22 protein-coding genes are annotated in these 20,407 nt (G+C 72.5%); 7 read left to right on the top strand and 15 right to left on the bottom strand.

Annotated features, from left to right (window positions below; genetic code table 11):
• Window positions 1-381: 381 nt before the first annotated feature.
• Together IG88_RS0109160 and IG88_RS0109155 are read right to left on the bottom strand one after the other, a co-directional pair.
• Window positions 382-1,050: a Type 1 glutamine amidotransferase-like domain-containing protein gene (locus IG88_RS0109160; protein WP_031037245.1), complete on the bottom strand. Its 669-nt coding sequence runs from the start codon at window positions 1,048-1,050 to the stop codon at window positions 382-384.
• Between the two features lie 201 nt (window positions 1,051-1,251).
• On the bottom strand, window positions 1,252-1,665 hold the full coding sequence (locus tag IG88_RS0109155) for a hypothetical protein (RefSeq protein ID WP_031037243.1): 414 nt from the start codon (window positions 1,663-1,665) through the stop codon (window positions 1,252-1,254).
• 158 nt (window positions 1,666-1,823) lie between these two features.
• Between IG88_RS0109155 and IG88_RS38495 the strand changes: the two genes are divergently transcribed.
• Together IG88_RS38495 and IG88_RS0109145 are read left to right on the top strand one after the other, a co-directional pair.
• The gene (locus IG88_RS38495) at window positions 1,824-2,336 is read left to right on the top strand and encodes a transcriptional regulator (protein WP_324608999.1); all 513 of its coding nucleotides are present in this window, start codon (window positions 1,824-1,826) and stop codon (window positions 2,334-2,336) included.
• Window positions 2,337-2,460: 124 nt separating this feature from the next.
• Window positions 2,461-2,838, top strand: coding sequence for a hypothetical protein (locus IG88_RS0109145; protein ID WP_031037241.1), 378 nt, complete (start codon window positions 2,461-2,463; stop codon window positions 2,836-2,838).
• On the opposite strand, the gene IG88_RS45270 is transcribed toward IG88_RS0109145, so the two are convergent.
• Both IG88_RS45270 and IG88_RS0109140 read right to left on the bottom strand, forming a co-directional pair.
• Entirely contained in the window at window positions 2,798-2,902 is a 105-nt protein-coding gene (locus tag IG88_RS45270; RefSeq protein ID WP_420712079.1) for a hypothetical protein, read from the bottom strand. The genes IG88_RS0109145 and IG88_RS45270 overlap by 41 nt on opposite strands.
• A 248-nt stretch (window positions 2,903-3,150) precedes the next feature.
• Entirely contained in the window at window positions 3,151-3,816 is a 666-nt protein-coding gene (locus IG88_RS0109140; RefSeq protein WP_031037238.1) for a TetR/AcrR family transcriptional regulator, read from the bottom strand.
• Between the two features lie 107 nt (window positions 3,817-3,923).
• Between IG88_RS0109140 and IG88_RS0109135 the strand changes: the two genes are divergently transcribed.
• Window positions 3,924-4,853 (top strand): SDR family NAD(P)-dependent oxidoreductase, encoded by a 930-nt coding sequence (locus tag IG88_RS0109135; protein WP_031037233.1) that lies wholly within the window; start codon window positions 3,924-3,926, stop codon window positions 4,851-4,853.
• Between the two features lie 44 nt (window positions 4,854-4,897).
• Here IG88_RS0109135 and IG88_RS0109130 read toward each other — a convergent pair whose 3' ends face one another.
• Window positions 4,898-5,659: an SDR family oxidoreductase gene (locus tag IG88_RS0109130; protein WP_031037230.1), complete on the bottom strand. Its 762-nt coding sequence runs from the start codon at window positions 5,657-5,659 to the stop codon at window positions 4,898-4,900.
• Window positions 5,660-5,847: 188 nt separating this feature from the next.
• On the opposite strand from IG88_RS0109130, the gene IG88_RS0109125 reads away from it, so the two are divergent.
• Window positions 5,848-6,711: a helix-turn-helix transcriptional regulator gene (locus IG88_RS0109125; protein WP_031037228.1), complete on the top strand. Its 864-nt coding sequence runs from the start codon at window positions 5,848-5,850 to the stop codon at window positions 6,709-6,711.
• 80 nt (window positions 6,712-6,791) lie between these two features.
• On the opposite strand, the gene IG88_RS0109120 is transcribed toward IG88_RS0109125, so the two are convergent.
• Complete coding sequence (locus IG88_RS0109120; protein WP_031037225.1) at window positions 6,792-7,406, bottom strand: hypothetical protein; 615 nt, start codon at window positions 7,404-7,406, stop codon at window positions 6,792-6,794.
• Window positions 7,407-7,636: 230 nt separating this feature from the next.
• Here IG88_RS0109120 and IG88_RS0109115 point away from each other — a divergent pair, with 230 nt between their 5' ends.
• The gene (locus IG88_RS0109115) at window positions 7,637-9,070 is read left to right on the top strand and encodes a helix-turn-helix domain-containing protein (RefSeq protein WP_031037223.1); all 1,434 of its coding nucleotides are present in this window, start codon (window positions 7,637-7,639) and stop codon (window positions 9,068-9,070) included.
• A 21-nt stretch (window positions 9,071-9,091) separates the two neighbouring features.
• Here IG88_RS0109115 and aztD read toward each other — a convergent pair whose 3' ends face one another.
• From aztD to aztB, 4 genes are all read right to left on the bottom strand, one after another.
• Window positions 9,092-10,291, bottom strand: coding sequence for a zinc metallochaperone AztD (gene aztD / locus IG88_RS0109110; protein WP_031037221.1), 1,200 nt, complete (start codon window positions 10,289-10,291; stop codon window positions 9,092-9,094).
• A 90-nt stretch (window positions 10,292-10,381) separates the two neighbouring features.
• Window positions 10,382-11,344, bottom strand: coding sequence for a zinc ABC transporter substrate-binding protein AztC (gene aztC / locus IG88_RS0109105; protein ID WP_031037217.1), 963 nt, complete (start codon window positions 11,342-11,344; stop codon window positions 10,382-10,384).
• A complete protein-coding gene (locus IG88_RS0109100) occupies window positions 11,341-12,585 on the bottom strand; it encodes a hypothetical protein (RefSeq protein WP_031037214.1) in 1,245 nt (414 codons plus the stop codon). Before IG88_RS0109100 ends, aztC begins: the two co-directional genes overlap by 4 nt.
• A gap of 10 nt (window positions 12,586-12,595) precedes the next feature.
• Entirely contained in the window at window positions 12,596-13,498 is a 903-nt protein-coding gene (aztB, locus tag IG88_RS0109095; protein WP_031037212.1) for a zinc ABC transporter permease AztB, read from the bottom strand.
• Window positions 13,499-13,512: 14 nt separating this feature from the next.
• Between aztB and aztA the strand changes: the two genes are divergently transcribed.
• Window positions 13,513-14,256, top strand: a complete 744-nt coding sequence (aztA, locus tag IG88_RS0109090; protein WP_037835627.1) for a zinc ABC transporter ATP-binding protein AztA — start codon at window positions 13,513-13,515, stop codon at window positions 14,254-14,256.
• Between the two features lie 63 nt (window positions 14,257-14,319).
• Here aztA and IG88_RS0109085 read toward each other — a convergent pair whose 3' ends face one another.
• Window positions 14,320-14,694 carry a winged helix-turn-helix transcriptional regulator gene (locus tag IG88_RS0109085; RefSeq protein ID WP_031037208.1) on the bottom strand — a complete coding sequence of 125 codons (375 nt, stop codon included), beginning with the start codon at window positions 14,692-14,694 and terminating at the stop codon, window positions 14,320-14,322.
• 79 nt (window positions 14,695-14,773) lie between these two features.
• Here IG88_RS0109085 and IG88_RS0109080 point away from each other — a divergent pair, with 79 nt between their 5' ends.
• Window positions 14,774-15,184, top strand: coding sequence for a RidA family protein (locus IG88_RS0109080; RefSeq protein WP_031037207.1), 411 nt, complete (start codon window positions 14,774-14,776; stop codon window positions 15,182-15,184).
• A gap of 42 nt (window positions 15,185-15,226) precedes the next feature.
• Here the strand turns inward: IG88_RS0109080 and IG88_RS0109075 are convergent, their stop codons facing one another.
• The 4 genes from IG88_RS0109075 to IG88_RS0109060 form a co-directional block, all read right to left on the bottom strand.
• Window positions 15,227-15,760: a 2'-5' RNA ligase family protein gene (locus tag IG88_RS0109075; protein ID WP_031037205.1), complete on the bottom strand. Its 534-nt coding sequence runs from the start codon at window positions 15,758-15,760 to the stop codon at window positions 15,227-15,229.
• 84 nt (window positions 15,761-15,844) lie between these two features.
• On the bottom strand, window positions 15,845-17,353 hold the full coding sequence (locus tag IG88_RS0109070) for a carotenoid oxygenase family protein (protein WP_031037203.1): 1,509 nt from the start codon (window positions 17,351-17,353) through the stop codon (window positions 15,845-15,847).
• Between the two features lie 430 nt (window positions 17,354-17,783).
• Complete coding sequence (locus tag IG88_RS0109065; RefSeq protein WP_031037200.1) at window positions 17,784-19,412, bottom strand: dipeptide ABC transporter ATP-binding protein; 1,629 nt, start codon at window positions 19,410-19,412, stop codon at window positions 17,784-17,786.
• Window positions 19,409-20,407 (bottom strand): ABC transporter permease, encoded by a 999-nt coding sequence (locus tag IG88_RS0109060; protein ID WP_031037198.1) that lies wholly within the window; start codon window positions 20,405-20,407, stop codon window positions 19,409-19,411. Before IG88_RS0109060 ends, IG88_RS0109065 begins: the two co-directional genes overlap by 4 nt.

The following is a 20,407-nucleotide window of genomic DNA, read 5'->3' as shown; positions in this document are numbered from 1 at the left end:
AACCTGTTCAGGGCGTGTTCGTCGTGCTGCAGATGGTCGTTGATCACCTTGACCGCGGCGGGCCGGCCACCCGGCGAACGGCCGAGGTACACCCGCCCCATGCCACCCTGGCCGAGCCTGCCGACCAGCCGGTACCTGCCTGTCTTCGCCGGATCAGTTCCATCAAGCGGCTGCACTGGTCTCGCCTTTCCTGAAGCACCGTGCCAAAGCCTCGCAGACGCGAATGTGTTGGCCGGGTGAAGCACAACGCGACGTTGTCACACGGAAGTTGGGTCAACACGTCAACGGCGTGAGGGCTTCTTCGGTTCACAGGAGGCTTGTGCTCCGGCGTGCGGTGGTGCCGTGAGCCACGGACGCGTCCCCCACCGTGCTCGGGAGCCGTCACGGGTGGAAGCGCCACCGGCCTTCGGTGACGACGTCCAGCTCGCCGTCCCTGACGCGGACGGCCGTCTCGTCGTCGATGAAGTACACCGGGAAGTTGGCCCGCTCGGCGATCCGATCGGCCCAGGCGTCGTCACGCTCGGGGAAGTCCGGCGAGTAGAGGTGGGGCTTGAGATACCAGTCGAAAAGGCCGAACGGCGGGTCCACGGTCGTCGCGCCGAGCACGTGGAGGTCCGCGGTGTCCCCGATGACCTCGGCGGAGTGCGCGGTGAGATGACGGCTGAAGATCATTGATCCGGCGCTGAACCCGACGTAGACGCGGCTCTCCAGCGCCTTCAGGAAGCCGTCGGCCAGACCGTTGCCGCTGATACTGCGCGCGAGGTGGTAGTGGCTGCCGCCGGCCACATGGACGACGTCGGCATGGAGCAGCCGGTCGAGCACCGACTGCGGGGGCAGACCGTTCAGTTCCAGGACGTCGAACTCCCGCCAGCCGAGGCCGTACAGCCGGTTCATGTCCGCCAGGAGCCACCCGTGGTCCCCGGGCTCGGCGACGGACGCCGTGGGAACGTACACGACGTTCGCCGACCCGAAGGGCTTGCCCAGCATGTCCCGCAACGCCTCCCGCAACGTCTCGTTGCGCAGGCCGCCCGCCGTCAGCAGAAAGTTCATCCGGCGAGCCAAGCACGGCTCACCCTGCCACGCAAAACGCGGGACGACACCCTGTACCGGCCGGCGGGCCGCGTCCGTGCGAGGAGGTCCGCGAGCCGGCGGCACAGGTGCGGAGAGAGGATGCGGATGCGGAGCCGCCTTCGGGATGGGGGGCCGGCCCGGGGCCGGAGTGCGCTCCCGGGCCGGTGCTCGCGTCGGGGCTCAGGCGCCGCCCGCCACGTCGGTGCGGGCCTGCTCCGCCAGCCGGCGCTTGACGTCGTCCCAGGTGATGGGCAGGGTGGCGACGTCGACTTCCCAGAAGGTGAAGGTGGAGTCGCGCATCGTGGAACGCAGCGAGGTCGCGATGCCGCGGTGCGGTTCGGATCCGGCGTAGACGTACAGGGCGTCACGGTCCTGCCAGGCCGACAGCGTGTGGAAGACACGCCTGGAGGGCTGCGCGATCAGGGAGGCCCCGTAGGCGCCGGGAGCCGAGCGGACCTGTTTCCAGGCGGCCAGGGAGCGCAGGAAATAGCGCGGCACGCCCTTGAGCGTCCGCACTTCGAAGCGAGACGCCATGACGTACGCGGTGCCGTGCTGCGGGGGCGTGTGGGGGATGGTCCAGGGAAGCGTGGGCACAGTGATCTCGCCTTCAGGAGCGGTCTCCATCCCGACGATCAAGTACTACCTGCGGGACGGGCTGCTGCCGCCCGGCCGCCAACCAGACCGCGTACGACGAGGAGCACGTACGCCGGCTGCGGCTGATCCGCTCCCTGATCGGCGTGAGGGGGCTCTCGGTGAGCGCGACCAAGGACGTGCTGGCCGCGGTGGACGACAACCAGGGCGACCTGCACCTGCTGCTCGGGCCGGTGCTGGGCGCGCTGCCCGTCGAGCGGTCCGGCAGGCCGCCGCGGCCGGGCGCGGAGCAGGGCTCCGGGCGGGACACGGAGCCGGTCGCGGAGCGGGACTCGGAGGGCGCCGTCGACGACGCGGCGGCGCTGACCGCCGAGATGGGCCGGCAGACGTCCCCGGACGCGCCCGCCGCGCAGGTGATCTCCGAGACGTTGGAGACGATGCGGGCCCTCGGGATGGACTACGACTGGCGCTCGCTCGTGCCGTACGCCGAACTCGCCGACCGCACGGCCCGACTCGGCCTCGACCAGTTGCCGGACGCGGGCGACCCGCTGCGACAGGCCGAGCGGGCACTGCTGCTGACCGTGCTCCTGGAGCCGGCGCTGCTGGCCCTGCGGCGGCTCGCGCAGGAGCACCACTCGGCACCGCGGTTCCGCGACGACCCGAGCAGCCGGTGACGCCGGACACGGCTTACGGCCGGGCCGCGCCGTGCAGCCGCCGTCGCCGTCGTCCTGCCCGGCGGAGCCCGCGGGAGCCGGCTCGCGGGACGAGGGCACGCACGAGTGCTGGTATTACTGGGGCATGCAGGAAGAGATTGCACGCTCCGCGATCGACACGTTCATCTCCGCGTTCAACACCTCGGACGACAGCTATGTGACCGCTCTGCTCTCTCAGGCTCTGACCTCGGACGTGGTCTTCTGGGGGCCGTTGGGCCGCAGCGAGGGGATCGCGGCGGTCGAACGGTTCGTGCTGGACATCCGGCGCCACCCGGCGGGGACCGGCACGATGGTGCGCTGCTCGGCGGTGGACATGCCCGACGAGTGGGCCCGGTACCAGTGGGTCTTCACCACGCCGGACCGTGGCCCCCGCCTGGCGGGAACGGACGTCGTCCATCTGCGACGCAGCCTCATCGACCAAGTCATCGTCTTCGCCGGGGAGATCGGACCGTCCGGCTCCTGAGCAGGTCGTGACAGTCGAGTTCGTCGACGCCCAGCGCCGGGTGCACGATCCGCTTGTGGTCCACGCGTGCTGGCGCGACGTCATGGGTGTCCCGCAGGGCGGCGAACTCGGTGCTGTGCGTGCCTGCGCAGCGAGGTCACCATCCGCGCCGTTTCCGCGTCCCGGCCGCGACGCGACGCCGGAGAATCCCGCGGGTTTGTGGGTTGGTGAACCTGCGGCAGGCAAGGCCGGCCTTCGGGCCCCTGCCGCGCCGGCGACCTGCGGGCTGGCGTTCCCGGTCGGCCCGTGCTTCGTTGCGCAGCGCGCCGTGGGTCAGCGGCGGGGCAGCACGCCCAGAAGGGCTGCGGTCAGCGCCAGCTTCAGGGAGTCCTCCAGCTCCAGGTGGAAGTGGGCCAGGTCGGGCTCGGCCCGGTAGGCCGCCTGCAGGCTGGGCGGGGGCGTGCTGTACGCCGACAACGCACCGGCCATGACCATGGTGTGCAGGCTGAACAGCGTCGCGTTCTCGCCCAGCTCCGGCAGGTAGGTCCGGAGCAGCTCGGTCATGGTGGTCAGGCGGTCCAGAGAGGCGCGCTTGTAGCGTGCCACGACCTCGACGGAGACGTTGTGTTCCAGGACGCTGCCCTGTGCGCCGAAGAGGTCGCACAACACCACCCGGCCGGCGAGTGAGCGGCTGAGGACCTCGGCCACGGCTGTCGCCCGCTCGGCCGTGGACAGCTCCTCGTCGACGCCGGCGGCCAGCTCCTGCGCGAGGTCCGTCAGCCACTCCCGCAGGAAGCGGTCGAGCAGCTCCAGGAGTACCGCCTCGCGGGACTCGAAGTAGCGCAGCACGTTCGGCTTCGCGAGTCCCACCCGGCGGCTGAGTTCGTTCAGGGTGACCGCGGCCACGGGCATCTCGTCGAGCATCGCCGACGCCGCGTCGAGGATCGCCCGCCGACGGATCTCCCGCTGCTCTTCGGTTCGCGCCCGCTGGAAAGTCACGGACGTCAGTCTAGTTTCAGTACCCCCGGTACGTTGACAACGTACCGGGGGTACTTTAGTGTCGGCCACACAAGATACCTTCGGTACTTTACGGCTGGGAGCCTGGCATGGGCGAGAAGTGGACGACGGCGAACATCCCGGACCAGCGGGGGCGGGTGGCCGTGGTGACCGGGGCCAACACCGGGCTGGGGTACGAGACCGCCAGGGCACTCGCCGAGCACGGGGCATCCGTGGTGCTCGCCGTGCGCGACGCGGAGAAGGGCGAGCATGCCGCGGCCCGCATGACCGGCGACGTGAGCGTCCAGGAGCTGGATTTGACCTCGCTCGACTCGGTACGGACCGCGGCGACGGCACTGCGGTCCCGGCTCGACCGGATCGACCTGCTGATCAACAACGCCGGCGTGATGTACACCCCCAAGCAGACCACCGCCGACGGCTTCGAGAAGCAGTTCGGCACCAACCACCTCGGCCACTTCGCGCTCACCGGGCTGCTGCTGGACCTGATGCTGCCGGTGCCCGGCTCGCGCGTGGTGACGGTCAGCAGTACCGGCCACCGCATCCGGGCCGCCATCCACTTCGACGACCTGCACTGGGAGCGGTCGTACAGCCGGGCCGCCGCCTACGGCCAGTCCAAGCTGGCCAACCTGATGTTCACGTACGAGCTGCAACGCCGGCTCGCCGCGCACGGGACCACCGTCGCGGTGGCCGCGCACCCCGGCACGTCCAACACCGACCTCGTCCGCAGCCTCCCCGCGGCGATCCGCCTGCCCGTGACCTGGCTGGCGCCGCTGATCACCCAGACGCCGGCCATGGGCGCCCTGCCCACCCTGCGTGCCGCCACCGACCCCGCGGTGCTCGGCGGCCAGTACTACGGCCCCGGCGGACGCAACGAGGTCAAGGGCCACCCCCGGCTGGTCACCTCCAGCCCTCAGTCGTACGAGGCGGCCGTCCAGCAGCGGCTGTGGGCCGTCTCCGAAGACCTCACCGGCGTGACGTTCCCCGTCGTCCGGCCCCGGCAGAACCTGGAACCGGTGTAGTCCCGGGCGGCCCGACGCCACGGAGGAAGCGCCGGGGAAGGGTGTCAGCCCGTGCGGCCGGGGAGCATGGCCAGGGCCTGGGAGCGCTGGGCGACGAGGTCGTCGTAGGTGCCGTCGCGCTCGGCCCAGCGGTGCATGCGGACGCCCTTGACGAGGATCTCGTCGGGGGTGGGGTCCTGCGAGAGCAGGTCCATGACCTCGGTGGCGAAGTCGTCGAGCGGCAGCGCGTGCGGGTTCACCTTCTCCTGCCCTGCCGTGGCGACGGCCGGGGGGACGAGCTCGACGACGCCGACACCGGTGCCGTCGAGCTGCGCGCGCAGTGCCTCGGAGTAGGCGTGCACGGCGGCCTTCGAGGCGGCGTAGCTGGGCATGGGCGGGAACGGCAGGAAGGCGATGCCCGAGGTGACGGTCACGAAGGTGCCGCTGCCCCGCCGGACCAGGTGCGGGGTGAAGGCGTCGAGGACCCTGACGGTGCCGAGCAGGTTGGTGTCGATCGTCGTTGCCGCCACCTCGTAGTGCCCGGGGTCGCGCAGGTCCTCCAGGTGCATGACGCCCGACATGGTCACCACGGTGTCCAGCTCGGGGTAGCGGGCGAGCGCGGTGTCGCGGGCGGAGGCGACGGAGGCGCTGTCGGTCACGTCGATGCCGATCGTGCCGAAGCCCTCTCCGGCGAGTTCCGCCAGTGCTTCCTGGCTGCGGCCGCCGACGGCCACGGTGCTGCCGGCCGCGGCGAACCGCCGGGCCAGCTCACGTCCGATGCCCGAGGTTCCGCCGACGACGAGAACGGTGCGGCTGGAGAGATCCACGAGGTCTTCCTTCGGTTCAGGGCGCCGCCGGCGTTCGGGCCCGCGGCGCGGACAGTGATGCGCGCTGTCTCTTCCGGAACAGTGCCCTCACAGTCTTGGCGGCGTCCGCCGGGTGTGGCAGTGCCCCCGTCTTCCCTGGTCCTGCCAGGGCCCCCGCTGGAACACCCGTGCCGGACTACGGTGTGGGTATGAAGGATGAGGAATCCGGCAACCGGCTCGGCAGCTACCTTCGTGCCCGGCGTGAGCTGGTCTCCCCCGCGCAGGCGGGTCTCCCGCCGGGCGGCAACCGCCGCGTGCCCGGACTGCGCCGTGAGGAAGTCGCCCTGCTCGCCGGGATCAGCCCCGACTACTACCTGCGCCTGGAACGGGGCCGCGACAAGAACCCCTCGCCGCAGGTCCTGGAATCACTCGCGCGGGTCCTTCGGCTCGACGACGTCGAGCGGACGTATCTGCTCGGCCTCGCGGCGGCACGTCCCAGGGCGCCGCGGCGCAAGCGGCCCGAGCACGTACCGGCCCGGGTGCACGAACTGCTCGCCCACCTCCAGATCCCCGCGTTCGTCGAAGGGCGCGCATTCGACGTCCTGGCCTCCAACCCCATGGCGGTCGCGCTCTCCCCGCGTCTGCGGCCCGGCCACAACCGGCTTCGTTCCCTCCTCCTCGACCCCGAGGAACAGGCCTTCCACCAGGACTGGGCCAAGGCCACCGCCGATTTCGTCGCCGCCCTGCGCACCACCGTCGGGGACGACACCGACGACCCCAGGTTCGTGGAACTCGTCGGAGAACTCGCCCTGTCCAGCCAGCGGTTCCGCACCCTCTGGGCCCGCCACGACGTCCGCCGCCTCGACGGAGGCACGACCACCGTCCACCACCCCGTCGTCGGTGAACTCCACCTCCACCGCGACAAACTCGCCGTCGAGGACGTCATCCTCGTCGTGTACTACCCCGACAAGAACAGCGACAGCGACGAGAAGCTGCGGCTCCTCGCCACGCTCTCCCACCCCGAGACCGACGGTCGCGTGCACGACCGACCGTCGCGAGAAGGCCACGGCTAGTGGGTACGTCCCCGGGCAGGCGCCGTCCTCCCCACCCCCGTGGCGGGAGGACGGCGCCGGTCCCCTGGGTGGCCGTCCGGTCAGTACAGCTTGTCGACGGCCGCTCTGGTGGTCTCCTCGAAGGCGGCCACGGGAGCATCGTGGAAGTCGCCCATCTGTCCCCACTTGACGACGGTGACGGTCCTGTCGTCCCGGCCGACCGACAGCAGGGCGATGTCGGTGGCGCCCCAGGTGGTCACGGTGTGCAGGCCGCGGACGTGGGCGCCCTCCTCGACCGGCACGGTGCCGTAGTCGCGGCCCTCGGCCCGGACGTCGGGCGAGGACTCCTCGATGCGGTCGGCGCAGGTGCGGATCAGGTCGTCGTAGTGCTTCGCCAGAGCCTCGGCCCGGGCGGCCGTGCCCGCGACGACGGTCATCTGCACGGCACCGGTGTCCAGGTCGGTCCGGAACTGCCGGTGCCGGTAGGCGTGGGCGGGCAACCCCTCCGTGCTGATGCACAGGCCGAGTTCGTCCGGGAAGCCGTCGGTGACGGGCCCCGCGGACCAGGACGAGGTCGGGTGCGGCGGCATCTGGGACGCCGACAGGAACGTCGGCGCGGGCGGGGCACCGGCGGCCGGTGCGGTGAGGACCGTGCCCGCCGCGAGGGCGGCGACGGCGAGTGCGGTGAGCGCGCTCGCCGGGATGCGCAGGGACATGGGCGTTCCCCCGTGGGTGACGTGTGGATGCGGGTGCCGCGGGGCCGGCCGGTCGGCCCTTGCCCGGTGGGTGCGGCACCACGAGCATCAGCGGTCACGTGGACCGGGTGCAAGCGCAGACGGCGGAACGGGCACGGTGGAACCGTCCCAGCCCGTCCGACGTGCAGGTACATGAGTGCCTGGGACACCGTCCCGGGCCGGTTCGGAGTCGTACGAGGACGGGTGGGCCTGTGCCGGTACCGGAGGACCGCGACGGCGTCGACGAGGTGGCCGGGTTCGCAGCGCTGCTGAGGGCGCTGAAGGAACGCACGGACCGCAGCTACGGCTCGCTGGCCCGGCGCCTGGGCATGAACACCTCGACGCTGCACCGCTACTGCGCGGGTGACACGGTGCCGCTCGACTTCGCCCCCGTGGAGCGCTTCGCGGCCCTGTGCGGGGCGTCCGCGGAGCAGCGCCTGGAACTCCACCGCCGTTGGCTCCTGGCGGTGGCGGCGCGCCGCCGGCCCCGCGCCCCGGGTCCGGTGCACGGCCCGGGCGACGCGCCGGCGGACGCCGGGACCGGCGCGGCACCCGGACCGGACACCGTGGTGCGGCACCGCGTCGAACCGGAGCCGTCGCCGGGGAGCGGCAGCAACGCGGCCCCTGCCCCACCGGGACCGGACACGGCGGCGGCCGGACCGGATCACACGCCTCCGCTCCCCCGCCCGCGCCTCCCCTGGTACCGCCGCAGGCGTCCCGTGGCCGGGCTGGCCTGCGCCTGTGCCGTGCTCGCGGTGCTCGGAGCCCTGTCCACCGTGCCGGACAGGCGGCCGGCGTCCGCCGGCGGTGCTGCCCGGAGCGCCGGCCCGGCCGCGTCGGGCGCGCTCGTCCCCGACACGGCCGAGGCCCGGGCGCCCGGACGACGTGACGCCTCTCCCAGCAGGAGTGCGCTCCCGGCTCCCGGCCCTTCCAAGGGGCCTTCGGGCTCCGCCGGCCCGAAGGAGCAGCCGGGCGCCTCCCGCCCCTCCGGTGCGGCATCGGCCCCCGCCCGTGGCGAGCAGCCCGCCGGGACGCCGCTCACGTGGACCGTCGACTCACATGCCTGGAAGCTCGGCTGCGGCCACGACTACGTCATCGCCAAGCCGCCGAACCAGGTCCCTCCTCCCCCTGCCCCACAGGACGCGGCGCCCTGGGCGGCGACGCAGGACGCGGTGCACGGCGGCGAGACACTCCTGCGGCTGTCGGTCCAGGGACGCAGCGACACCGCCGTCGTGCTGGAGGCGCTGCGCGTGCGTGTGGCCGGCCGTACGGCGCCCGCCGAGGGCAACGCCTACGCCATGGACCAGGGATGCGGCGGCTCGATCACTCCCCGGTCCCTCACCGTGGACCTCGACAAGGACCGCCCCATCGCCCGCGCGGTCGCCGGAAACGACTCCGGCACGCCGATCCCGGCCGCGCGGATGCCCTACCGCGTCTCCGCGAGGGATCCCGAAGTCCTGCTGGTCACGGCCGCGACCACTTCCTGCGACTGCCGCTGGTACCTGGAGCTGGACTGGTCCTCCCAGGGCCGCACGGGCACCGTGCGCCTCGACGACCACGGCCGCCCGTTCCGCACCAGCGCCATCAAGGGCCTGCCCCGCTACACGTACGACACCCTGGGCCGCCGGTGGGGACCCTACGGATAGGCCCTGCGGGAAGCGGACCGGTCAGTGCCCGGCCACGGTCCCGGACAGTTCGTTGGTGCCCTTCGGCAGCGTCACCGACGTGATCTTCTGCCCCGACTCCAGATCGAAGGCGTGCAGCTGACGCCTGCCCGGCTCGGAGACGTACGCCGTGTGGTCGCGGACGAACAGGGTGGGCCTGGGCTGCTGCCAGTCCAGGGGCTCCGTCCAGTCGCCGACCGCCTGGATCCTCTTCTCCACCTTTCCGTTCTCCGGGTCGATGACGTGGAGGACACCGTTGGTGCCGAGCACGAGGGCCTCGCCGTGCGGGCCGCGGGCGAGCGAGCGGAAGGAGTAGCTGGTGCCGAGGTCGACCAGCCTCATCTTCGCCGTGCGGGTGTCGATCAGGGATATGCGGGTCGGCCGCTCCAGTTCCGCCTCGGGGTCGGTCTTGTAGTCGCCCAGGAGGATCGGGGAGGCGTCGCTGCCGGCCTGGTTGCCGGTGCGGGCGTAGTCGTCGGGGGCGTCGACCTTGGTGAACTCGCCTTCCCTGTACAGGAGTACGCCGTCCTCGCAGCCGAGGCCGACGACGTCGCCCTGGGCGGCGGCTTCACCGTGCACGCCGGGGCAGTCCTCGGAACGCGCGATCTCCTTGTCGTCCTTGTCCAGGACGAGGGCGCCGGTGCGCTTCTCCTCGGTGCCCAGCGTGGTGAGGAGTTCGCCGCCCGCCAGTTCGATGGCGACACCGTGGTGCGCCTCGGCGGAGGTGTAGGTGCGGCCCTCCGGCTGCTTCCCGCCGGCCAGGTCGGCGGGGTCGAAGACGTTCACCTCGCCCGTGCCGTCGGTGAACAGCACCGTCCTGCCGCCGTGCCGCACGACGTGCCCCGGCTTGGCACCCTTGAACTCGGCGCCGGTGAACTGCTGCCGGGCGGCGTCGAACACGCGGAAGCCGGTGTCGGTGGAGACGATGACGTGGTCCTCGTCGCCGGCCGGGTTGACCCGGTTGAAGCCGGGCAGCTCGACGGTCTTCGCCAGCTTCAGACTCTCGCCGTCGAGGACGTACAGTCCCCCGTCGTAGGAGGCGACGACCGGGTTCTTGACGGCAGCGGCCTCGCTGCTCTTCGTCTGCTTCTTCGGCTCGGCGTCGGAGGAGGCTTCGTCGCCGCCGCAGGCGGTCAGCGCCATGGCCGCCGCCAGGGCGAGTGCCGTGCCGGTGAGCGTGGTGGCGCGTGTCGACCTGTTCATGGTGTGTCTGTCCTCTCCGGCCCTCGGGGCGCGGGTTTGTGGGGTGGAACGGCCGGCGTGCTGGGTTCGCCGGTCCGCGGGGGAACGCGCTCAGGCGCCGGTGAGGCCCTCGGTCAGGGCCGAGGTGTTGGCGCGCATCATTTCGAGATAGGTCCCGGCTCCCCCGCCCTTCTCGGTCAGCGACTCGGAGTACAGCGGGACGACGTCCACGTCACCGCCCATCTCCTGGCGCAGGACCTCGGCGAGCCGGGTGGGCTGGGAGGAGTCGGCGAAGACGGTGCGCACGCCGGCCTCCTCCATGGCCCGGGTGAGGGAGCGCAGGTCGGAGGAGCTGGGTGAGGCGAGTGTCGTGCCGCTGGGAACGACCGCGCCGATCACCCGGAAGCCGAAGCGGTCGGCCAGGTAGCCGAAGACGTGGTGGTTGGACACCAGGGCCCGGCGGCCCTCGGGGATGGACGCGAAGGACTTCTCCATCCAGGCGGTGAGGTCGGCGAGTTGTCCGTCGTAGCGTTCGGCGTTGTCCCGGACCGCTTGCTCGTTCACCCCGTCGACCTGTTCCACGACGTGGTCGGCTATCAGGCCGGCTGCCTTGCGCACGCGGTCGGGATCGGTCCAGAAGTGCGGGTCCGGCTCGCCCGCCCCGTTGCCGGGACCGCCCTCCGGACCCGGGTGGAAGGTGAGGGGGTCGGCCGCCTCGCCGGCCGCGAAGGCGGGCACGCCCGACGCCCGGGCCGCCTCCACGTGCCGCAGCAGGTTCTCCTCGAGACCCAGCCCGTTGTGGACCACCAGGTCCGCGTTCTCCAGTTCGGCGGCCTGCACTGCCGACAGGCCGAAGGAGTGCGGGTCGGCGTTGGGCTTCATCAGGACGCTGACGTCCGCCTCGTCCCCGACGATCTCCCGGGTGATGTCACCGAGGATGTTGGTCGTCACCACGACCCGGGGCCGCTCGCCGTCGCCGCTCGCGCAGCCGGTGGCGGTACCGGCGACGGCACAGAGGCTGACCAGGGCGAGCAGGAGGGCGCGCAGCCGCGCCGCTCGCACCCGCGCGCTCATCGGCCCGTCTCCACCATCAGGGACGGCGTGACGTCCAGGTCGAAGGTGCGGGCGACACGGAGTCCGTCGTTGTAGTCGATCTCGTACACACGCCTGCCTCCGGGGTCGTTGAGGTAGGCCCGGCTCCGGTCGACCTCGATCACCGGTGCCGCTGCATCGCCGGCGGCGGCCCCGGGGACGTTCCGCAGCAGGCGTTCGGTGACCGCGGTCTGCCTGCCGGTGGACAGGTCGTATCCGTGCAGGGCTCCGTCGGTCTCCAGAACCATCAGCGGTGCGCCCTCGCCCGCGGTGTTGGCCGCGACCACGGGTCCGGTCTCCACCCGCGTCCAGGTCTCCTCGGTGACGTCCAGGGCCCAGACGGCGTTCTCGCCCGCCACGGCCGTGAGCGTGCCGCTGCCCGGACGGTGCCGGAACTCCGCCGCCCGCTGCGCCTTCGGCACGTCCTCGCCGTACGGGATCTTCTCGGCGGTGAAGGTGCCGTCGTCCTCCCGGACGAGCAGGGCGCCGTCGGCGCAGCCGAAGACGACGCCGCGCCGGGTGACCGCGTCGCCCTCGGGGTCCTCGCACTCGGACCCGGGAGCGGCGACGGGCCTGCCGGACCGGTCGAGCACGACGGCCCTCGCGGGGGCGTCGCCGTCGGGTGCGAGGGCGACCAGGTGTTCCGCGTACGGCACGACGGGCCCGGCGTAGGCGCCCGGAAGCCGGTCGGGGGTGTCGGGGAGGCCCTTCTCCAGGTCGGCGCGCGAGTGGACGGCCGCCTTGCCGTCCGCCCCGGTGGTGACCGTCACGCCCGCGTCGCTGCGAAAGCTCGTTGCGGGTCCGCCCGGGACTTCGCCGAGCTGCTTGATCTTCGCGCGGTAGTAGTGCACGTGGTCTCCGTGGTCGACCGTCCACGCGCCGCCGTCGAGGACGTGGGTGCGGTCCGCGCCGTGGAAGTAGCCGAAACGGCCGTCGGTGGTGAGCTCGGTGACACCGGCTTGGCGCGCGGTCTCGTGGATCTCGCCGGTGATCAGGTCCAGCACCCGGGTGTCGCCGGTGGCGGGGTCGCCGAGAAGGAGCCGGGACTGCTGCTCGGCGGACTCGGTGGCGCCCTCGACGTGGCCGTGGGGGGTGCCGGTGGCGGAGGATGCCGGGCTCTCCGCGCTGGATGGGGCGTCCTCCCGGCTCGCGCAACCCGCGGTCAGCAGGGTCACGGACAGGAGTGCCGGCACCAGGGGGGTGACTTTTCTTCGGACGAGCAAGGGGATCGCCTCAGGTTCCGTTCGGTCGGGTCGTGGGGGCGTTCGCGGTGCACGTGGCGGCGCGGGCGGCGGGGCCCGCGCGGCGTGCGGGGCGCCGGTGCCGGTGCCGGGCCCCGGACGCCAGGTGGGACAGGAAGAAGAGGCTGACCGCGAGGGCCGAGACGGTCGCGCCGGCGGCGGTGCTCAGGTGCCAGGAGAGCAGCAGGCCGCCGAAGGTGGCGGCCGCACCGAGGGCCGCGGCGAGAACCATGACGCCGCGCACGCTCCGCGCCCAGGGCAGGGCCGCCGCCGGCGGGGCGATGAGCAGACCGAGGACGAGCAGCGTGCCCACGATGTGGAACGAGGCCACGATGGCCAGGGCCAGCAGGCCGAGCAGCACGGCGTGTGCGCGACGGGGACGCAGGCCGAGCGTCTCGGCCTTGCGGTCGTCGAACGCCAGGGCCAGGAAGGCCCGGTGGCCGAACGCCGAGACGACCAGTGCCAGCAGCAGCGCCGTCCCGAGGAGGAACAGGTCGCTCTCGCGCACCGCGAGGACGTCGCCGAAGAGAAATCCGGTGAGGTCCACGGCGAACGACTGCGAACGCGAGACGACGATGACGCCGAGGGACAGCATGCCGACGAAGAGCAGGCCGGTGCCGGTGTCCTGGGAAAGCCTCGGCGTGCGGCCGAGGGCGGTGACCCCGGCCGTCATCACGGCCGCGCTCACCACTGCCCCGACCAGCAGGTTTCCCCCGAGCAGCGCGGCCACCGCCACGCCCGGCAGGAGTCCGTGGGACATCGCGTCACCGAGGAAGGCCATCCCCCTCAGCACCACCCACGTCCCCGCGAGTGCGCATATCGCCGACACCAGGATCCCGGCCCACAGGGCCCGCTGCACAAAGGCCGCCTCGAAAGGGGCCGTCAACCACTCCATGGCAGCAGACTACAATGACAATCATGTTCAATAAACACTCGGTAGTGCCGCCCGGCGGTGAACCGACGCGTGAACGCGTCCGGTTCAGCAACCTGGAGGCGGGCTACCGCGGCCGTCCGGTACTCCGTCAACTCAGCGGCTCCGTACCGGCCTTGGCCATGACGGCGCTCGTCGGACCGAACGGCAGCGGCAAGTCCACACTGCTCGGCGTCCTCGCCGGCGTGATCCACGCCACGGCCGGTCAGCTCCGCTACGCGGAGGGCCGCCCACCGGCCTTCGTGCCGCAGCGCGGCGCCGTCGGCGACGCGCTCCCCCTCACCGCACGGCAGACCGTGGAGATGGGGCGCTGGAACGAGCGGGGGCTGTGGCGGCCGCTGACCCGCCGGGACCGGACCGTGGTCGACTCCGCCATGGAGCGCCTGGGTGTCGCGGATCTCGCCGCCCGCCAGCTCGGCGAGTTGTCCGGTGGGCAGCGTCAACGCGTACTGATCGCCCAGAGTCTCGCCCAGCGGTCCGACCTGCTGCTCCTGGACGAACCGACCACCGGGCTCGACCCCGAGGCCAGGGAGAGGATCACGGTACTGCTGACGGACCTGGTCGCCGAGGGCACGACCGTCGTCCAGGCCACCCACGACCTGGAGGCCGCCCGCTCGGCCGACGCCTGCCTGCTCCTGCGCGACGGACGCCTGGTGGGACAGGGTCCGCCCGAGGAGGTCCTCACCCCCACGGCCCTGTCCCGCCTCTGGCGGCCTGCGTGAAGCGGCCGGACCGCGCCGGACTCCCGGCCGCACGCGGCCCGCCGGCCGGCCGGTGGCCCCGCGTCAGAGTTCCCCCTCATCCATTCGGACGTCGAAGACCTCGCGGGCGGCCGTGACGGCGGGCATGTGCTGTGCGGCCCAGGCCAGCAGTACGTCGACGGGGTGGCGCAGGGTCTTGCCCAGGGGGGTGATCCGGTACCTGACCGCCACGGGGCGGGTGGAGACGATCTCACGCTCGACCACACCGTTGCGTTCGAGTCGCCGAAGCGTCGCGGTCAGCGACTTCTGGGTGACCTGGGGGACGGCCCGGCGCAGTTCGTTGAAGCGGCAGGGGCGTTCGCACAGTTCGTTGAGGACGCTGAGCGACCACTTGTCGAGGATCTGGTCGAGCAGTTCTCGGTGCGGGGCGTCGATGTGCAGTCCGCCGTCGGTATCCATGGTGAAACCTGGTCTCGTTGAAGTGTCCTTCCTGCACTAAGTAGCTTACGGATACCTACTGCGGAAGAGGGAAGACGACATGACTGTTCAGCACTTCACTCCGGACGGCATGCTGCGGCCGGTCCCCTACCACCACGTCGCCGTGGGGACGGGGACCAAGCACGTTCACGTCAGCGGTCAGATCGCGCGCAGGGCCGACGGGACTCCGGTCGCACCCGGTGACCTGGCGGGCCAGGTCGCCCAGGCACTGCGCAACACCTCCGTCGGACTGGCGGGCGCGGGCGCGTCGTTCGCCGACGTGCTGCGCCTGACGTTCTACGTGACGCGGTGGAGCCCTGAGAAGATCGACGACTTCATGGCCGGGGTGGAGTCCGTCGCCGAGGAGATCGGGCTGCGCCTTCCGATGCCTCCGGCCTCGCTCATCGGCGTGGAGTACCTCTTCGAGCCGGACGTACTCGTCGAGGTCGAGGCGACCGCGCTCATCGGCTGACGCCTCCCTCGGACGTACGGGTGCGCGCCCACCGCCCGGCGCTCAGGAGGGGGGTCGCAGGACCTCGAGGGTGCCGGTCCCGGTGTCGTAGCTGCGCAGGGTGACGAGCTGCGCCGACAGCGGTGGCGGCGGCAGGAGTTCGGGGACGCGCCGGCCGGTGAAGGCCCCTGCCCGCCGGGTGCGGCCGAGGGTGATGTGGGGGCTCCACCGCCCCGGCTCGTGAAACGGACTGAGGCCCTGGGACGGGCTGTCCGAGGTCACCGCCTCCCACACCCGGCGGTGCAGGGCCACCAGGCCGGCCTCGCGCTCCAGCGACCAGGCCAGCACGGAGGTGGGCCGCTCGAAGCGGACCAGGCCCGTGAACCGCACCGGGACGGGCAGCTCGGCGGCCACCTCGGCCAGCTCCCACCGGATGGGCGCGGTCAGCTCGGGACAGGCGGCCAGGGTGAGGTGCGGGCTGTTGGTCGGCGAGCGGTGGCGTGCCTGACTGGGCAGTCCCGCGTCCGCGAGCCGCCGCCAGGCCTCCCGCACCGCCAGGTCCGCAGCCTCGTCCAACAGGAGCTCGACCGTACGCACCGTCGCAGCCTACCCGCCTCCCGGGCACCACTGCGGACCGGAACACCGCGCCCGGCGGGAGGCGGTGGGGAGGGCGGGGCCCGCTCAGGCGTCCGGGATCCAGCTACCGTGGAATCCGAGCGGCACCCGGCCGGGGATCCGGACGCGGGCCAGCGGATGGCCGCCGAAGTCCTGGGCCGAGAGGATCACCAGGTCGGTCCCGCCGCGGTCGGGGTCGTTCACGTACGACAGGACGTAGCCGTCGTCCTCGTCCCGCGCGCCGCGCCGCGGGACGAACACCGGCTCGCCCACCGCCGCGCCCCGGGGGAAGCGGTGGAGCTGCCTGCTGCCGCGCAGCATGTCGTGTTTCACCAGGTAGTTGGCGAACTTCTCGTCGGGGTACACCCCGTCGGCGGCCTCGTAGGCCCGCCACATCTCGGCCGCGCACGCGGTGTAGGCGTACCGGTGCCGCCGCGAGACGAGGCTTTCGTTGATGCGGGGGAACTCCTGCGGACGGTCGTCGAGCCGGGTGCTGCGAACCCGGCCCGCGCACAGGTCGATCGTCCACCGGTCGAGCGTCGGCGACCCGGTCGCGCTGGGCCCGCCCATGCCGCGCCCGGCGGCGTAGAAGGGCGCGGGGAATCCGATGTACTCCATCACGACGGTGTCGCCCTGGTCGTAGGCGTTGAGGGTGTGCGAGTAGTACACGGGGTCGATCTCGAACCAGCGCGTGGCGCCTCCGGCGCGCGGCAGCAGTCCGAGCCGCATGGGGTGCCGGTCGTTCCACTCGTACGGCACGAGTGCTCCGGCCTCCGCCGCGGCGGCGTCGAAGGTGATCGGGACGTCCACGATCACCACGTACTTCTCGGTGAGCGCGAAGTCGTGCATCATCGGCGCGTCCGCGACCGGGATCCGCGTGGCCGGGCGCGCCCTGCCGGTGCGGTCGACCACGATGTGCCGCACGTGGTCCCAGGTGGGGTAGTAGGCGATCGCGTGCAACTCGTCCGCGACCGCGTCGTACTTGGTGTGCGCGGCGAGCGGTCCCCGGAGCGTGGAGCGGAAGTCGTAGGGGCGGACGGTGTTGAGTTCGCCGTCCAGTTCGTACGGCAGCGGTCCGCCTTCCTGCGTCGCGAGGATACGGCCCTTGTACGGGATCACGTGCGTGTTGCACGCGAAGTCGTCCGGCGGTACCGGACCGGGATGGGTCTCGCCGAGCTTCCCCGTCACCTGCGTGGAGCGCACCCAGCGGTTGCGGTACCACTCGGCGCGGCCGCCCCGCAGCCGCACCCCGTGCACCATCCCGTCGCCGAGCATCCAGTGGTGGGCGCGTACGTCTTCGATGCCCAGCGCGTTCGGGCCGTTGCGCAGGTAGCGGCCGTACAGGTCGCGGGGGATGCGGCCGACGACGTCGAGGTCGAAGGCGGTCAGCTCCTCGGTGGCCGGTGCGAAGGCCCCTTCCAGGAACGGGATCGACCCGGTCGTGGTGCTCTTCGGGGAACCCGGAAGCGCCCGCGCCGCGGTGGTGAGGGGGCCGGGCGCGACACCGCCGACCGCACCGCCCGCTGCCGCGACCGCGGCGCCCTTGAGGACTTTCCGTCGCGTGTGACTCCGCATCGTGATCCCTCGCTCCTCCGTCGTGTCCGGCCGCGCCGGCCGGCTGCGTGGTGACGGGACCAACCCTCCTCCGCCGGCGCCCGTGGAACAGGTGGCCCAGACACCGGACCGGGGGTGGTGCCGGCACCACCCCGGGGACGCGCGGCGAGGCGAGGGCGTCGTTGCGGAGAGTCCATGGTGAGCGGCTCTGGGCCCGCGTCCACGGTCCGGCGTGCCGGCCCCGCTGCCCGGCCTCACCGAGCGGGTCCACGAGCACGAACTGAACCCGACGCGGCCGGACCGGTCCGGCCGCGCCCGGTCAGCGAACGCCCCGGTGTCCACTTCGAACCGGAGTTGGACACGGCCCGTTTCCCGTCCTTCTTCCGGTGGCCGCACCTGCGCGAGGGCGCCACGCGGCCGGCCCGGGTGGGCCGCCCGGACCGGCCGGCCACTACCCCCGGGCCGCCGACAGCTCCCGGCGTTGTGCGCGGCGCAGGGCGGCGAGGTCCGGGTCGAGGGCGGGCACGGCGGCGAGCAGTTGCCGGGTGTACGCCTCCCGCGGGGACTCGTAGACCTCGTCAGCGGGTCCGTACTCCACCACTCGGCCCCGGCGCATCACCGCCAGCCGGTCGCTGACCTGGCGCACGACGGCCAGGTCGTGGGCGATGAAGACGAGGGCGAGACCCAGTTCGCGCCGCAGCTCGTCCAGCAGCTCGACGACCTGGGCCTGCGTGGTCACGTCGAGCGCGGAGACCGGCTCGTCGCAGACCAGGACACGGGGGTCGGCCGCCAGCGCCCGCGCGATGCCGACGCGTTGCCGCTGGCCTCCGCTGAACTCGTGCGGGTAGCGGTCGTAGTGGGCGGGTTCGAGACCGACCCGCTCCAGCAGCTCCGCGACCCGGGTGCGCACCGCCGGGTCCCGGCCGCCCCGGGCGCGCAGCGGGTCGGCCACCGACTCGCCCACACTGCGCCGGGGGTTGAGGGAGGAGACCGGGTCCTGGAACACCATCTGGACGTCCGGACGCACGCCGCTCACGGCGACGCCCTCGCGGCGGACCTGCCCGGCCGAGGGCGTGAGGAGCCCCACCAGCATGCGGCCGAGGGTGGTCTTGCCGCTGCCGCTCTCGCCGACGACGCCCAGGGTCTGCCCGCGCCGCACCTCCAGCGACACGTCGTCCACCGCGGCGAACGCCCTCGTGCCCCGCCCGAAGACCCGGCGCAGTCCGACGGCCTCCAGCACCACCTCCTGGGACCCCGGCCCCTTGCCCTCGTGGGCCGGGGGCTTCGGGCGCGGCACGTCGATTCGGGGCACGGACTTGAGCAGCCGGCGCGTGTACGCCTGCGCCGGGGACCCCAGGACGCCGGCGACGGGGCCGTGCTCGACGGCGGCTCCGTTCCGCATGACCAGGATCTCGTCGACGCTCTCCGCGGCGACGCCCACGTCGTGCGTGACGAGCAGCAGCCCCATGCCCGTCTCCTCGCGCAGCCCGTGCAGCAGGTCGAGGATCTGGGCCTGCACGGTCACGTCGAGCGCGGTGGTGGGCTCGTCCGCGACGAGCAGCTCCGGTTCGCAGGCCAGGGCCATCGCGATCAGGGCGCGCTGGCGCATGCCGCCGCTGAACTCGTGGGGCCGCGAGCGGGCTCGCCGCTGCGCGTCGGGGATGCCCACCCGGTCCAGGACCTGGACGGCGCGTGTGCGGGCCGCCCGCCGCGACGCCTTGTGGTGGACGCGGTACACCTCGGCTATCTGGTCGCCGACGGCGTAGTAGGGGTCGAGGGAGGACAGCGGGTCCTGGAAGACCATCGCCGCCGTTCTCCCGCGCAGCCGCCGCAGCTCCGCCTCGCCGGCCGCGCCCACGTCCACGCCCGCCACGCGTACCGTGCCGTCCACCACGGCCCCCGTGCCGCGGTGCAGCCCCAGCAGGGCCGACGCCACGGTGGACTTGCCTGAACCGGACTCGCCGACCAGTCCGAGCGCGGCTCCCCTCTCCAGCCGGAAGGACAGCGCGTCGACCGCGCGCACGGGGCCGAACGCGACCGACAGGCCGGTGACCTCGACGAGACTCCCGGGCGTACTCACGACAGCACCGTCCTTCGGTCGGCCACCGCGTACAGCACGTCCGCGACGGCGTTGGCAAGTACGACGAAGAAGCCGGTCAGCACGACCATGCCGACGACGACCGGCAGGTCGACGACGTTCACGGCGTGCACCAGCTCCCGGCCGATCCCGGGCAGCCCGAACAGCGACTCGGTGAGCACCGCCCCGCCGAAGAGCGTGCCGAGGTCGTTGGCGTTCAGCGCGATCAGCGGCCCGACGGCACCGCGCAGGGCATGCCGTCCGACGACGGCGCGCTCCCCGACGCCGTAGGCGCGGAAGGTGCGCACGTGGTCCTCGGCCAGCGTCTCCAGCATGGCCGACCTGGTCAGCCGCGCGTACTTGGCGGCTTCGATCAGGGCCAGCGACAGCCAGGGCAGCAGCAGGTTCCACGCCCACTGCTCCGGGTCCTCGGTGAACGGCACGTACTGCGGGAACGGCAGCAGCCGCAACTGGCCGCAGACCAGGACCATCAGCAGCAGTCCGACGACGAACACCGGCGTGGCCCAGCCGGCCAGGGTGATGCCCGTCAGGATGCGCTCGTCGAGGCGGCCGCGCCGCCACGCGGCGAGCACTCCGGTGCCGATGCCGAGCAGCAGCCACAGCACCATGGCGCCGAGCGCGAGGGAACCGGTGACCGGCAGCTTGGCCAGGATGAGCTGCGTGACCTGCTGGTCGCTCTGGTACGACAGCCCGAGGCAGGGTGCGGAGCAGTGCTCCAGGGAGGTGCCGGTGGAGTAGTCGTGACCGGCGACGACGCCTTGCAGGAAGTGGAGGTAGCGGACGTACAGCGGTTCGTCCAGGCGCAGTTGCTCCGCCACCTGGTGAACCTGCGCGGGTGAGCAGCGGGGCCCGCAGGTGATCTGGGCGACATCGCCGGGAGCGGCGTAGAAGACGACGTACACGATCACGGAGATGGCGAGCAGCGTGATCACCGCGCCGAGCGTGCGGCGCAGGGCGAAGCCGGCGAAGCCGTGCAG

Source organism: Streptomyces sp. NRRL F-5650, from assembly GCF_000721365.1.
Taxonomy (GTDB): Bacteria; Actinomycetota; Actinomycetes; order Streptomycetales; family Streptomycetaceae; genus Streptomyces; species Streptomyces ardesiacus.
Note: the sequence above shows the minus strand (reverse complement) of the source record. Positions and strands in the feature narration are given on the sequence as shown.